The 13,836-nt window shown below is 59.9% G+C and carries 11 protein-coding genes; 9 read left to right on the top strand and 2 right to left on the bottom strand.

The window, feature by feature from the left end; all coding sequences use genetic code 11:
• Nucleotides 1–527 precede the first annotated feature (527 nt).
• The 7 genes from FBZ97_RS17095 to FBZ97_RS17065 all read left to right on the top strand — a co-directional run bounded on the left by FBZ97_RS17095 (nucleotide 528) and on the right by FBZ97_RS17065 (nucleotide 9,705).
• Nucleotides 528–1,412, top strand: a complete 885-nt coding sequence (locus tag FBZ97_RS17095) for an AraC family transcriptional regulator (RefSeq protein WP_113353155.1) — start codon at nucleotides 528–530, stop codon at nucleotides 1,410–1,412.
• Between the two features lie 309 nt (nucleotides 1,413–1,721).
• Nucleotides 1,722–2,171, top strand: a complete 450-nt coding sequence (locus tag FBZ97_RS17090) for a hypothetical protein (RefSeq protein WP_233788509.1) — start codon at nucleotides 1,722–1,724, stop codon at nucleotides 2,169–2,171.
• Nucleotides 2,168–7,243: a YadA-like family protein gene (locus FBZ97_RS17085; RefSeq protein WP_145321587.1), complete on the top strand. Its 5,076-nt coding sequence runs from the start codon at nucleotides 2,168–2,170 to the stop codon at nucleotides 7,241–7,243. Before FBZ97_RS17090 ends, FBZ97_RS17085 begins: the two co-directional genes overlap by 4 nt.
• Before the next feature lie 7 nt (nucleotides 7,244–7,250).
• Entirely contained in the window at nucleotides 7,251–7,826 is a 576-nt protein-coding gene (locus FBZ97_RS17080; protein WP_145321589.1) for an invasion associated locus B family protein, read from the top strand.
• A gap of 13 nt (nucleotides 7,827–7,839) precedes the next feature.
• Entirely contained in the window at nucleotides 7,840–8,535 is a 696-nt protein-coding gene (locus tag FBZ97_RS17075; protein WP_145321591.1) for a hypothetical protein, read from the top strand.
• Entirely contained in the window at nucleotides 8,532–9,005 is a 474-nt protein-coding gene (locus FBZ97_RS17070) for a DUF4189 domain-containing protein (protein WP_145321593.1), read from the top strand. The genes FBZ97_RS17075 and FBZ97_RS17070 overlap by 4 nt, the downstream gene beginning before the upstream one ends.
• 133 nt (nucleotides 9,006–9,138) lie before the next feature.
• Nucleotides 9,139–9,705 carry an invasion associated locus B family protein gene (locus tag FBZ97_RS17065; protein WP_113420837.1) on the top strand — a complete coding sequence of 189 codons (567 nt, stop codon included), beginning with the start codon at nucleotides 9,139–9,141 and terminating at the stop codon, nucleotides 9,703–9,705.
• A 262-nt stretch (nucleotides 9,706–9,967) separates the two neighbouring features.
• Here the strand turns inward: FBZ97_RS17065 and FBZ97_RS17060 are convergent, their stop codons facing one another.
• A complete protein-coding gene (locus FBZ97_RS17060; protein ID WP_173004552.1) occupies nucleotides 9,968–10,735 on the bottom strand; it encodes a methyltransferase in 768 nt (255 codons plus the stop codon).
• A gap of 224 nt (nucleotides 10,736–10,959) precedes the next feature.
• On the bottom strand, nucleotides 10,960–11,583 hold the full coding sequence (locus tag FBZ97_RS17050; RefSeq protein WP_113353148.1) for a TetR/AcrR family transcriptional regulator: 624 nt from the start codon (nucleotides 11,581–11,583) through the stop codon (nucleotides 10,960–10,962).
• 106 nt (nucleotides 11,584–11,689) lie between these two features.
• Between FBZ97_RS17050 and FBZ97_RS17045 the strand changes: the two genes are divergently transcribed.
• Nucleotides 11,690–12,766, top strand: coding sequence for an efflux RND transporter periplasmic adaptor subunit (locus FBZ97_RS17045; RefSeq protein ID WP_113353547.1), 1,077 nt, complete (start codon nucleotides 11,690–11,692; stop codon nucleotides 12,764–12,766).
• Nucleotides 12,763–13,833 (top strand): efflux RND transporter periplasmic adaptor subunit, encoded by a 1,071-nt coding sequence (locus FBZ97_RS17040; protein ID WP_145321597.1) that lies wholly within the window; start codon nucleotides 12,763–12,765, stop codon nucleotides 13,831–13,833. The genes FBZ97_RS17045 and FBZ97_RS17040 overlap by 4 nt, the downstream gene beginning before the upstream one ends.
• Nucleotides 13,834–13,836 lie beyond the last annotated feature (3 nt).

The following is a 13,836-nucleotide window of genomic DNA, read 5'->3' as shown; positions in this document are numbered from 1 at the left end:
GAGTGCGAATGGTAGAATTCAAATTTAGTGAACCACCTGTAGGAAACGGGGCCGATGACATTTCAAACGAGTGCCAGCGCCAATTGCAGCCTATAGTTAGTGAAATCGTTCGGGCCGCGGCTGCGGCTGGATGGAATCAGAAGGATGTTCTTCTAGCGATGGTGGATGTCGCTTGGGACTTATATGAGAAGCGCCGAGGCGATCTTTAGCGGTCACAGCCGCTCCACAATCGTTTTTTCTACTTCGACGCGAACAAAGGTTTAGCCCGACTGCAACCATCTATCGACGTGCGTGGATATATTTGTCCGCGCTAAAGATTGACGTGTTTTTACCGCGTCATTCTTTCTTTACCATATGCGTATCCCCCCTTCCAAACTCAGTGAATTATACTATTTAATCTTGCGCTATAAGCTGGTTTACGGCGGTATCCGGCGGGCAGTGTTGGGAATAATGAGATCTCGGCTGATATTGGGATCTCGTCTGCTTGTTAGCAATTGCATGATTTCGTTCGGGCGGGGCGATGAAGAATGGACTATGCGGGTGAGGTGCGGGAACGTACCGATCGATATGTGTTCGACATAATTCCCGAAAGCGCGGGTCCGAGAAAGGCCACCATGCGGGGGAGCGTCATCAGCTCCGTTCGCGAGCCTGGATCACAGACGTTCCTGGCCAAAGAACATGCGATGGGGATCGTGCTGGCTCCCATGCGTGGCTTGCGAGCGTCTCTCGGCAGCGACAAGATCACCCAGTATGACGCGCCTGTTGGTTGCCTCATCATCAATCCTGCTGGCGTCGACAGCACTCTTGCCTGGTCGGAAACCAGGGAAAATCTGGTGGTCGCGATTCCTCCCCAAATTTTGTCCGAGCTGGCGCTCCAGGAGTTTGATCTTGCCGACGTAGAACTCGAACCTCCAGCATTTGGAACCGTCGATCCTATCGCCCTCGGCATAGCGCAGAGGATTTCCGTCGAGCTAACCGGGAAAGCAACTCCGAATGAACTCTATCTGGATTCATTGGTTACGCTGTTTAGTACCCATCTTCTCCGTACCTATGCGAACAATATGAGACAGCTTCCGTCGCCCAGGGGAGGGCTCTCCGCGAAAAGCGCTCGACGCGTGGAAGAGTATCTTCGCGAACATTTCACCGAAAAGGTTCACGTCGCTGAACTTGCGGCGGTCGCTGGCATTTCGCCCAACCATTTCATCGTGAGGTTCGCCAAGACCTTTGGCATGCCCCCACACCGGTATCTGATAAATCTGCGCCTGGATCTTGCGGAAAAGCTGCTCGCCGAAGGCGAGATCGCGATTGTGGAAATCGCCTACATGACAGGGTTTTCGGATCAAAGCCACCTGGCGACCACGATGAAGAGATACCGTGGACGGACGCCGACGGAGCTTCGATACATGCGATAACCGCGCGGGTTTGTAGGCAACCCCCGGATTCGTCCCAAGCCAATTCGAATATTTCGTAACCCATGATTTTCCGCGGGCTGACCGAGAGGTGCATGTGGCATGGGGTTTTTCTGCTCACGCGGCAGAAGAGATTTTCGGAATGGAAAGAACCGTTTGGCGCCGATCATCAGGCGATTCGCCTCTTCATGCGGAACAGCTTTAGGTTAAGTGTGGCAAAGCGGTTACACCTGCAACCGGCTAAGCAAAAAACCGTAATTTCCTAAAAAAAATCCGGAATTTTCTAAAATACCGTAGTGCTGAAATAAGGCCATGTTCGTGCTGGTAACCATCCGGTGCTTCATGGACATTCAATTCCCTGAATTTGAAATCTTTGCTCCGAAAATCGAGGTAGCCTGGACTGCCTTGCAAGAACGATATGCCAGCCGCCTGACCGGCCCGGAAGTCGATTATCTATTTGCCTGCCTTGTCTTTGGTTTGACCTCTCCGGCCTATGGGGAAGGAGAACCATTATTCCATTTCGATGTCTGCCGCGCCCTGGTGACGATGAAGCTTCCGCCCGATCGGGCTGACGCTGCGTTGTATTCCGTTCCGGAACTGACGCAGCCATGGGCCGACACCGTGCGCGAACAGCTCGAAAGTCAGGCCGCCAAAATGGGTCGTGCGCTTCAGGAAGCGCACAATTTCAATGACGACACAGCCGCAGATGCGGGTTCACGCGCGCTCGGTCGTCCAGATAGCAGCGAGGAGAAAGCAGCATGAGCGAGTGCGTTGGGGAACATCTGCAGACTAAATCGCGTACTGGATTTGCACGAAGCTGGATTTCGGGCGGTGATGGCAATCGCCTGGTTCGCCGGCGGCTGATGGCGGTGCTGCGAATGGCATCTCGCGTGCTCGGCTTCAGGCGGAGCCGTCTGGGGCACGGGATGCTGGGTGTTGGTGGAGCGGTGACACTGGGTGCGATCGCATTCGGGGGTATCGCTACGCCGGCTCTGGCGCAGTATACCGCCGGCGGCGGAACCGCGTCAGGCGGCAACGCCGTCGCCATCGGTAACGGTGCTGCAGCGAATGGCGCGAACAGCGTGGCGCTGGGCACCTCTAACAGCGCAACGGGCGATGCTTCGATCGCCATCGGCTATTCTATGAGCGTCAATGGTCTCAATGCCATAGGAATGGGTGTCTTCGCGCAATCGACCGGCCTCAATGCCCTCGCCGTTGGTGGAGCCGCTCACGCATTGGCGGATGGAGCTTCGGCCTTTGGCGTCAACACTACCGCAAGTGGCACCAGCGCCACCGCGCTAGGCAACGCGGCCAGCGCCACCTCCAATCTAGCAACTGCGGTCGGCACCAGCGCGAATGCCTCAGGGAGCGGGGCCGCATCCGTGGGCTTCAATGCAAAGGCGTCAGCCATTAATGCGGCAGCGTTCGGCGCGAATGCCGCCGCAAGCCAAGCAAACACTTTGGCGCTGGGGGAATCCTCCACAGCCAGCGGTGTGAACAGCACATCGATCGGCGGCGGATCGGTCTCCAGCGGGACCCAGGCGATCTCCTTGGGCATCAACGCAAACGCGGGAGGCGATAACGCAACTGCGATCGGAACCGCAGCCCAGGCCAGTGCCACTTATGCTTTCGCTGCGGGCTATCAGGCCAACGCGGCGGGTCCCGCAGCGGTCGCTGTCGGCAATTTGGCTCGCGCGACGGGGAACACTGCGCTCGCGCTCGGCGGGCAGGCGCTGGCCAGCGGCGACGGCACGGTTGCCGTCGGACAGGGCGCCGGCGCCGGCTCAACCACCGCCAACACGAATTCCCTTGCGGTGGGCATCGCAGCCGGCACGCTTGTGAGCGGTGCCCAGAACAGCGCCATCGGCGGCGGCATCGCCAGCGTCATGCGGGGCGCCGGCTCCGGCGTCACCGGAGCGCGCAATGTCGCGTTGGGAACCGGCGACGGCACCGTGGCCTATGACGCCACGCTCAAGGCGTCCGCAGGCAGCTTGGTGACCGGTAACGACAATATCGCGATCGGCACCAACGCCGGCATTGGCGTCACCAACAACACGACCACGTCGATCGGCTACAACGCGATGGCCAGCGCGACCAATGCGATCGCGATCGGACCTCAAGCCAAGACGACAGGTATCGACGCAGTAGCGCTCGGCAACGTCGCCACGGCTTCGGGAGATTTCGGCGTTGCCTTGGGCAACCAGGCGCAGACGCTCGCTGCAGGTGGTGCCGTGGCGATAGGTTCGGGCGCAACCGTTGCCGCCACCGGGACCTCGAGTGTCGCGCTCGGCAATAACGCGAATGCCAGTGGAGTCCTATCGATTGCCTCGGGCGCCGGCGCCAACGCTAGCGGCGACAATTCCACCGCAACAGGACGCCAGGCCGTCGCCAGTGGCACAAATGCCTCCGCATACGGCTCTGGAACGCAGGCCACAGGCAATAATTCTCTCGCTGCCGGCGTCAGCGCCAATGCCGGCGGAATCGCCAGTACCGCGCTCGGCATCGGCACTGTCGCCAGCGGCGACAATTCGGCAGCTGTGGGCTTCCAGGCCAGCGTAACGGGAGCGAACTCGGCCGCGATTGGTTCTCAAGCCAAGGCCACCGGTGCTCGTGCGTTCGCCGCTGGCCGTATTGCCAATGCCGGAGGGGATGACTCGACCGCCATTGGCACGTCGGCCGTCGCGACAGCAGCAGCTTCGACCGCGATCGGTTCGGGCGCCGTGTCACAAGGCGTGAACGCGATTGCCATCGGCACCGCCGCCGGCTCGCTCTCCGACGATTCCGTCGCCATCGGCACGGGCGCGATCGCCGATGGCGGTCAGGCCGTCGCAATCGGCTACGGCAATAGCGCTTACGGCGACGGCGCGGTCGCGATCGGCGATCCGAGCTATGCAAGCGGCACCGGCGCCTTCACCGGCGGCGCCAACAACATCGCCAACAGCGATGGCACGGCGACGGCCACCGCCGCCAATCAGGCGGCGGGCGCGGTCGCGATCGGTAACAACAATAAGGCAATCGGCCAGGGCTCGGTTGCGCTCGGCAACGGCTCCACTGCCGGTGCTTCCGGTTTCGTCGGCAATGTCGCATTGGGCAACGGTGCAACGGCGGCGGCGAGTTCCGGCGACGTGGCGCTTGGTTCCGGCTCCGTGACTGATGTAGCGGTCGGCACATCAAGCGCGGTGATCGGCGGCAATACCTATAATTTTGCCGGTACGACACCAAGCTCGACAGTGAGTGTGGGCGCGCCGGGTGCCGAGCGCACCATCACCAATGTCGCCGCAGGCCGGCTTAACAATGGTTCGACGGATGCCATCAACGGCTCGCAGCTCTTTGCCACCAACCAACAGGTTGATCTGAACACGACCGGCATCACCAATCTCAGCAATATCGTCAACAACATCAACACCGGTGGCGGCATCAAGTATTTCCATGCCAATTCCACCCTGCCGGACTCCCAAGCTCTCGGCACGGATTCGGTTGCCGTTGGTCCGAATGCGGTCGCCAACAATGCCGGTGACGTGGCCATCGGTCTGAATTCTCAGTCCGGTGCGACGACGGGGGTCTCGGGCGCAACGGTGGGCGGTACCGCCTACACCTTCGCGGGCACGACGCCGGCAGGGGCCTTCTCTGTCGGCTCCGCCGGTGCCGAGCGTCAGATCCAGAATGTCGCGGCTGGCCAGCTCAACGGCGGCTCGACGGATGCGGTCAACGGCTCGCAGCTCTTTGCCACCAACCAGGCGGTCGACAGTCTCAACACGACCGTCACCACGATCGGCGGCAATCTGACCAATCTCGGCAATACGATCAACAATCTCGCCGGTGACACATCGACGACCTATACCGATGCAAACGGTAAGGGCATCCGATATGTGCGCACCAATGACAGCACGCTTGCCGTCAGCGACTCCTCCGCTCAGGGCGTCGGCTCCACGGCGGTCGGCTATAACGCGACCGCGACGGCAGGCGATGCCCTGGCACTTGGAAGACAAAGCCAAGCCACCATCGTCGGCGGAGTTGCCCTCGGTTCCGACTCGGTTTCCGATCGCGCCCTCGCACCGGCAACGGGCCAGATCGCGGCCGGGCCGACGAACTTCATCCAATACAATACGACGGACAAGACCCTGCTGGGCGCCGTTTCGGTCGGTTCGAGCACGGCCTATCGACAGATCATCAATGTGGCTGATGGCACCAACGCGCAGGACGCCGTCACCGTTCGTCAGCTCCAGGGCGCCATCGCTTCGGTGGCGACGACACCAAGCAAATACTTCCATGCCAATTCAGCGGCGGGTGACTCGCTTGCTGTTGGCGCAGAGTCGGTAGCAGTTGGCCCGACGACCGTCGTCAACGGCGACAATGGCATCGGCATCGGCAATGGCGCTGTCGTCGACCAGGTTGCCCCTGGCGGCACGGCCATCGGCCAGAATGCCCATGTCATGCTGGCTGATGGCGTCGCGCTTGGCACGAACTCGCTGGCTGCGGGCGTCCAGTCGGTGGCGCTTGGTGCCGGCGCGCAAGCCAACAACATCAACAGCGTCGCTCTCGGTGCGCAATCCGTAACGACCGTGGGCGCTCAAACCGGCTACACCGGCTTTGCCCTTACTGGCCCGCAAACCTCCGTCGGCGAAGTATCGATCGGCTCGGCCGGCTCGGAACGCAAGCTGACCAATGTTGCTGCCGGTTCGGCAAATACGGATGCAGTGAATGTCAGCCAGCTCAAGGGCCTCGGCACCAACGTTACCAACCTGATCGGCGGCAATACGACGGTAAACCCGGATGGATCGATCACTGGCCCGACCTATAATATCCAGGGCAACAACTACAATACGGTCTATGATGCCTTCGGTGCGGTCGATAACTCCCTGACCAACATCATGAATGGCGGCGGCATCAAGTATTTCCACGCCAACTCGACGCTGGCCGATTCCACCGCCAGCGGCACGGATAGCGTTGCGATCGGTCCGCAGAGTGTCGCCAGCGGCGTGAGCAGCCTGGCGGCAGGACTTGGATCTACGGCGGCAGGGGAGGGGGCGGTTGCCCTCGGCCAGGGGGCGCAGGCTAACAATGCCAATGATGTGGCCTTGGGCTCCGGTTCTACAACACAAGCTGCTGTCGGCACGTCGGGCACGGATATTCAGGGTCAGCACTACGATTTCGCCGGTACCACGCCTGTCGGAACGGTGAGTGTGGGTTCCCAAGGGGCTGAAAGAACCATCACGAACGTCGCTGCCGGCCGCATTTCTTCCGACAGCACCGATGCCATCAACGGATCGCAGCTTTATGCGACCAATCAGGCGATCGACAGCCTGCAGACGGGTGTGGGAACGATCACCAAGAACGCCGTCACCTATGATCTCAATCCCGATGGCAGCAAGAAGAACAGCATCACGCTGCAGGGTGGTGACGTGAATGCGCCGGTGGTCATTTCCAATGTCGGCAAGGGTGTCGCCCCGACGGATGCCGTCAACGTCGCTCAATTGGGTGACAGCATCACTCAGGTCAAATCCTACGCGGACACGGCCGCCGCCACTACGCTGGCTTCCGCGAACAACTATACGGACCAGAAGTTCGGGCAATTGAACCGAGAACTCGGAGACGTACGGTCGGAAGCAAGACAAGCAGCCGCGATTGGACTTGCCGCGGCATCGCTTCGCTATGACGATCGCCCCGGCAAGGTGAGCGTGGCAGTTGGCGGCGGCGTGTGGAGAGGCGAGGGCGCCTTGGCCTTCGGTGCCGGCTACACCAGCGAGAACGGGAGGGTCCGGGCGAATTTGTCCGGTACGGCAGCCGGCGGCCAGGTGGGTGTCGGCGCTGGCCTCAGCTTCACTCTGAATTGAGCCTGTCATGGTCAAAGGAGCGCTTCTCGGCGTCCCGACTTTCCTGATGTGCATGCTCTTGTTCGGCTCGATTGCAGCCGGACAGGAGACTGCCACTCCCGCGTATCGCATAAAGCCGTCCGAGGTCGTTGTTCCTCCGGAAGTAAGGCCTGGCGATTATCAGCGAACCATTCGTCCCTTCGAAAACTGGACGCTGATCTGCGACGAAAATCTCAAAATTCGCCAGCGGGTCTGCAACGTTACCCAGATCATCGAGAACGAGGCGGGACAGGTCGCATTCAGCTGGTCGCTCGCCGCGACGAAAAAGGGTGATCCCTACATGATCTTGCGTGCGGCCCCGATTGCCAAAAGCGACGGCGGTATCCTGTTGCAATTCGACGGCCGCAAGGAGCCGATACAGGTCCGGTTCAACGGCTGCAACAACACGGTATGCGTCGGCATGCTGCCGGTCGGACCCCTACTGCGCGAGCAGATTTCCAAGAATACGGCGCCAACGGTTTCCTATCCGACTGCGGACGGGAGAACGATCAGCGTGACCGCAAATCTCAAAGGCCTTTCCACAGCCGTGAAGGCGATAAAGTGATGGATGGATTTCAATGACCCAGCAATCAATTCACGATCGCATCATGTCGCGAAACACCAAGGACGCCGCAATTCAGAACCTGGCCGTCGAGCAAGCCAATCCGAAGCGAAGCTGGCGAAAGACCGCCGCCCTTTCGGTGCTGGCGATGGCAATCGTCTCCGCTGGCGGCTATGCCGCCTTGCGATACGATGTGTTGGGTAATCTTCTCTCCCAGCCGGCGGTCGCGGCCGCGAACGATGCCAATCAAGGGCTGCCTGATACGCCATTCCTGCAGCACGCCAAGCAGGCCGGACTGCATTCCTGCTCGACGATTTTCCCGGTTCTCGGGCAGCTGTTGACCAATGGCACGCAGTACAATGTCCAATCGGTGTGGAACAAAGAGGCAGCCGACAAGCATGCCGTACAAGCGCTTGTCGGCATGAACTATGCCACACAGGGCTATAGCGGTCCGGCCGCCGGCATCGTATTCGCAGCACCCGTCGCATCCGGCTGTGAAGGATCAATGGTTCGCGTTGCACCGTTCACGATGTCTTGCCCGGAAGTTTCGGCCAAGTTCCCGAATGGAAGCAAGCTCGTCAACAATCTCGACCAGATCGGTGTCTACCAGCTCGGCAACGATGGCGGTGACGCGATGCTTTTGCCGACGGGAAGTGGCTGCGTCGTCATTTCCGTGGCTTCGGCAGCAGGAAACCAAGGGAGCGCAAAATGAGGTTGAAATCCGCGATTGCCGCGATAGGCATGCTGCTTGTCTCCGCCGTCCATCCGTGGGCCGCCGATCTCTTCACTACAGAGCAGCCGCCGGCTCCCCCGCCTGAAGAGCGCGGCATATGGGCAGCCATCGCCTATTCGGCACCGGATGAAAAATACGGCTTCTTCTGGGGAGCCGACAAGCGCCAGGAAGCCATGGATATCGCCCTCAAGCATTGCGAGCGGGATAAGGGCAAGAGCTGCATCGTCGTCAGCGTCTTCCGCAATCATCGTCACTGGGATGACGACGACAAGACCGGCTTTCCCTACAATCATTGCGGCGCACTCGCCATCGGCAAGGAAGGCGGCAAGCGCGTTACGCCATGGGGTGCGAATTCGGCACCGACGCGCGGCGAAGCCGAAGACCTCGCGCTCAAGGCCTGCGAGAGCTCCGGCTCCCGCTGCAGCGTACGGGAGTGGGTATGTACCTGAACGCTTTCGAACATGACCGCCTTTGGGCGCGCCAGTTCGCGTTCAAAGGCGGCCGCCGCCGCTAGCCCGTTATCTTGGCCTTTTGCGCAACCGATTGCACAAGGTCATGTTTCAAGCTGAGAGATTTTATCCCTTGTCAAATTCCGCATTCATTTCATCTCGGACCATCAGCCGCATATCCCATGCGGTACTTGCCTTCATCTCCGCGGGCTTTGCTCTGACGCCCGCACCTTTGGCCTTTGCCCAATCGGCTCTGCCGAACGGCGCATCCAGTCTGCAGGAGACCTATCAGGATTGGCATGTCGCGTGCAATCAGCGCGACAAGGCTGCGTCTTGTGCGCTCTCGCAGGATCAAACCCAGCAGAATGGTCAGAGATTGCTCGCCGTGGAAATGCAGATGCGTCCCGACGGCAGCGCGCTTGCAACGCTGCTGCTGCCGTTCGGTATTGTGCTCGACTCGGGCGTCACCCCGAATATCGACGATCAGCCGCCCCTGAAGCCGGTGCGCTTTCGCACCTGCCTGCCGAACGGCTGCATAGCCTTGCTTCCGATCGATGCTCCGACCCTTGCCAAATTGCGAACTGGCTCGCGCTTGAATCTCAAGGTTGTTGCCGATGGCGGCAATGCCCTTGGATTCCAGGTGTCTCTGCAAGGCTTCTCAGCGGCGGCCGATCGCGTAGTTGCATTGGCCAGCCGATAGAAAGTGCACGGTGCGGATGGCTCGAACGAGTGGCCGCACCGAAGACCCGATGAGCTATTTCTCGAACAACGAGCTGTCTGCCAGCAGCTAGCTATCGAAGATGAGGCTGGCCGCACCGATCAAGCCGGCATGGCGCCCGAGCTGTGCGGCAACGATCGGCACGTTGCGGTAAGCGGGCATGGCGACGCGCGGTGACTTTCGGGGAAGGTAACGGCGCGACGATAACGCCAGCGCTTCGCTCTTGACCAGCTCAGTGGCAAACCTATTGATTTTTTCGACCCGTCGCGTGGAACAGCCGGGCCATTAGCCTATATGGATCGCGCAGCGAGGTTGCCTGCTCCAGCCCAATGAGTGCATCAGCCATACTGTCGTCAAAGCTGTCCGCATCGAGGTGATCTGAGAAAATGCGGATTCCCCTCCACTGGCAGTCGTTGAAACCACATTGCTTCATGCAGTCAACAATTACTGAAGGATCGTCGCCGCGCGTGCTGATGCCGAGATTGCCGATGCTGCTCGCCGCGCGGGTCTCGATCAATTGCCGAGCCAACTCATAGTCTCCTCGGAGTGCTTCGCGAAAACCGTTGGAGAGTGCATTCTTGGTTAGAATACTAAGCAGGCCGCCGGGGCTGACATGGTTTGCTAATGTTTGAATGGCAGCGCCGCTGTCATCCAAGTACATCAACACTCCGTGGCAGCAGACCGCGTCGAATGTCTGCTTTGGCTTGAAATTTTCGATAGTGCCGACTGTAAAATCTAGTCGATTGCGGGCTCGCTCCGACAATTGATCCTTACGCAAATATGCTCGACGCAGCATTTCGGGCGATGCATCGACACCAAGAACATTGAAACCCGCCTCGCATAGACGCACGGCTATTTCACCATCGCCACATCCCATATCCAGAACCGTTCCTCCCGCAGCTGTCAGTTCAGCAACCACCTGAAACACCAGTTCGTGCCGTATTCTGCCGCGTATCCCCTCCGAATATCTCTGATAGGCGCCTCCGACATTTCCGAAATCATTCAGCGACATATCGTCCTCCATGTGTCAGTCGATAAGGCTATAATCGTCCCAGCCTGCCGCCGTAAGTTTTGGCCATACGCTGTTTCATCGGTTAGCTTTCTGCTCAATATCTCACGAGTGGTCTGCTTTTTGTTCGGACGAACGATTCCACCAAGCAGATCAGAGAGCCGAAAGGGGCGCATTGAGTTCCGAGACGCACCATGGCCGGCAAGGCCATAAAGAGCATTGCACGTTCAACGCCGGTCAAGCAGCCCATGCAGGACGAGATCCATATGTGCTTTCACATAGCTTGCCTTGTCCAGAGTTCGCCGCTCGTCGAAAAGAAGCTTGAAGAATAGAAAGGCAATGGCAGGAGCGACGACCGCGTCGCAGAACGCCGCTGGTGCTTGACGGAACTCCCCAAGCTTTACCCCTTCGTCGATAAGGGATTGCATCTGCCGTTCGAGAGGATCGATGAATATGTCGTGGTGCCTGTCGACGATATGTGGAAACCGCGAACCTTCGGCAATGACGAACCTCATCAATTCGCGCAATTTGCGATCATTGATTATGAGATCGTAAATCAGCTCGATATTTTTCCGAAGCCGCTCCGTAGCGGTCCCCTTCAGCTCATTTCCGCTTATCAATAGATCTTCGAGGGGCGTCGAAATGTGCCGGATCATTGCTTCGAAAAGCTGCTCCTTCGTCTCGAAGTAGACGTAGATGGTTCCCTTCGTAACTCCAATCCTGGTGGCTATATCTTCGACGCGCGTCGCGACGTAACCACGTTCGACGAACTCCTCAAACGCAGCATCCAGGATCTGAACGGGGCGGCGGGCTTTCTGCTCCGCGCGCGTCAGCTTTTTCGTATCGGGCATATCCCACCTTGAGCGTTATTCGTCGTTTGGCGTCAAGGCAATTTCCATTGACTTCCTAGTCAGTCAATAATATTCGTCTGCCGAACGGATGCAAGAGGTCAAATTCATGAAAACTGTCCTTGTCGTCGCCTGGCTCGGCGTCAGCGCCGTCGCGCTTGCCTCATGCGAAGAGCAAAGCGCGAGCGAGGCCAAGCCAAAGAATGTGGAGACCGTCGTCGCCAAGGTGACGCCGGTCGTCGAAAACAACAGCATCACCGGCGAAGTCAGTGCCCGGGTCGAGAGCGATCTTTCCTTCAGGGTCAGTGGGCGCATTGTCGAACGCCTCGTCGATGTCGGCTCGTCGGTGAAGGCGGGGCAGGTGCTTGCGCGCATGGATGCGGAAGAACAGAAGGCCGATCTGGGCGTCGCCACGGCGAACCTGCAGTCGGCGCTCGCCCAGCAGACACAGGCTCAGCTCGCCTTCGACCGGCAGCAGAACCTCTTCAAGACGCAGGTTACGACCCGCGCCGCGCTTGATCAGGCCCAGGAAACCCTCCTGACGGCCCAGGGGAGCGTGAAATCGGCGCAAGCGCAGCTCGACACCGCTCAGGACGCGCTTTCCTATACGGAACTGCGCGCTGATGCCGACGGTGTGATCACCGCCAGAAACGCCGAGGTCGGCCAGGTCGCGCAAGCGGCGCAACTGGTCTTTACCCTTGCGCATGACGGTCCGCGCGACGCGGTCTTCAATGTCTTTGAATCCCTTTATCTGGGCCGCAATCTTGAAAACAAGGTCGCTGTCAGCCTCCTTTCGGCGCCGTCTCACAGGATAGAAGCCTCCGTCCGTGAAATCTCGCCCACGATTGACTCGTCGACCGGGACGATCAGGATCAAGGTGGCGCTGGAGGGGGCGCCGGACATGCCGCTCGGCGCTCCGGTGGTCGGGCTGTTTCGGTCCGCGGCGCGGGACGCAATCGAGCTGCCGTGGTCGGCGATGGCGTCGAAGAGCGGTAAGCCGGCCGTCTGGATTGTCGATCCCGCCTCGTCGAGCGTCTCTCTTCGCCAGGTCGAAGTCTCCAGCTATGAAACCGGCCGCTTTGCCGTGCGGGCGGGAGTGTCGCCGGGCGAGATCGTTGTCGCTGACGGTGCGAAATTCCTGCGATCGGGCCAGGCCGTCACATATGACAACGGAGCTGCAAAATGAATATCCGCATCACGACTGGCCTGGCGATCCTCGGGTCATTGCTGCTGGCTTCTTGCGAAAAACAGGATGAAGCCCATTACGAGCCGCCGCGTCCTGTGCTTTCCGTTGTCGCCAAGTCCACGGCGGCTTCGGCGCTGACCCTGCCGGGAACGGTCGAGGCCAAGATCGAGACCCAGCTGGCATTTCGGGTCCTGGGACGGGTCATTGCGCGCAAGGTCAGCGTCGGCGACATCGTCAGGAAAGGCGATGTCGTTGCCGCCATCGATCCGCTTTCGCTCGAGCTTGCGGTCAAGAGCTCTCAGTCCGAGCTTTCGAATGCCCAGGCACAGCTGGTAAATGCCGCATCCACGGAAGAACGCCAACGGTCCCTGCTCGAGAGCCGATCAGGAAGCGAGGCGGCCTACGAAGAAGCCGAACTTGGCCGCAAGAGCGCGAGTGCGGCGGTTGCCAAGGCGCAGGCCAATCTGGACAAGGCCGAGGAGCAGCTGGGCTATGCGCAGCTGCGCGCGGAATTCGATGGCGTCGTGACCGCAACTTCCGCCGAAGTGGGCCAGGTCGTCTCGGCCGGCCAGAGCATCGCCACCGTCGCACGTCCCGACCAGCGCGATGCCATCATCGACATACCGGTGGCAAGCTTCGACGGTCTCAAGGTGGGCTCGCCCTTTGAAGTGGCGCTCCAGCTCGACCCGACCATCCGCGCGAGCGGTGTGGTCCGAGAAATTGCTCCGGAAGCCGAGGCCACCACCCGCACGCGGCGCACGAAAATCACGCTCATCAATCCGCCGGCAGCATTTCGCCTTGGCTCCGTCGTTACCGCGACCGCGACTGTTATCGCGGATCCGATGATCCTGCTGCCGTCCTCATCCGTGCTGGTGAAAGACGGAAAGCCAAACGTCTGGGTGGTCGATACCACGGCTCGCAAGGTCTCCATTCGCGCGATCAAGATCGACGGGGACCTCGTCGAAGGCGGTTCGGTGAGGATCGCCGAAGGCATCAGCCCCGGCGAACGCATCGTCATTGCCGGAGTTCACAAGCTCACGGACGGCCAGGCCGTCAGGGTAGATTAAGGA

It is taken from the genome of Rhizobium sp. ERR 942, from assembly GCF_007828395.1.
GTDB classification, from domain to species: Bacteria; Pseudomonadota; Alphaproteobacteria; order Rhizobiales; family Rhizobiaceae; genus Rhizobium; species Rhizobium dioscoreae.
The sequence above is the reverse complement of the archived record's forward strand: the minus strand, read 5'-3'. Positions and strand labels throughout refer to the sequence as shown.

Coding starts and splice junctions, on each gene's coding strand:
- FBZ97_RS17095 (WP_113353155.1), top strand. CDS start 528: ATGGACTATGCGGGTGAGGTGCGGGAACGTACCGATCGATATGTGTTC.
- FBZ97_RS17090 (WP_233788509.1), top strand. CDS start 1,722: ATGTTCGTGCTGGTAACCATCCGGTGCTTCATGGACATTCAATTCCCT.
- FBZ97_RS17085 (WP_145321587.1), top strand. CDS start 2,168: ATGAGCGAGTGCGTTGGGGAACATCTGCAGACTAAATCGCGTACTGGA.
- FBZ97_RS17080 (WP_145321589.1), top strand. CDS start 7,251: ATGGTCAAAGGAGCGCTTCTCGGCGTCCCGACTTTCCTGATGTGCATG.
- FBZ97_RS17075 (WP_145321591.1), top strand. CDS start 7,840: ATGACCCAGCAATCAATTCACGATCGCATCATGTCGCGAAACACCAAG.
- FBZ97_RS17070 (WP_145321593.1), top strand. CDS start 8,532: ATGAGGTTGAAATCCGCGATTGCCGCGATAGGCATGCTGCTTGTCTCC.
- FBZ97_RS17060 (WP_173004552.1), bottom strand. CDS start 10,735: ATGTCGCTGAATGATTTCGGAAATGTCGGAGGCGCCTATCAGAGATAT.
- FBZ97_RS17050 (WP_113353148.1), bottom strand. CDS start 11,583: ATGCCCGATACGAAAAAGCTGACGCGCGCGGAGCAGAAAGCCCGCCGC.
- FBZ97_RS17045 (WP_113353547.1), top strand. CDS start 11,690: ATGAAAACTGTCCTTGTCGTCGCCTGGCTCGGCGTCAGCGCCGTCGCG.
- FBZ97_RS17040 (WP_145321597.1), top strand. CDS start 12,763: ATGAATATCCGCATCACGACTGGCCTGGCGATCCTCGGGTCATTGCTG.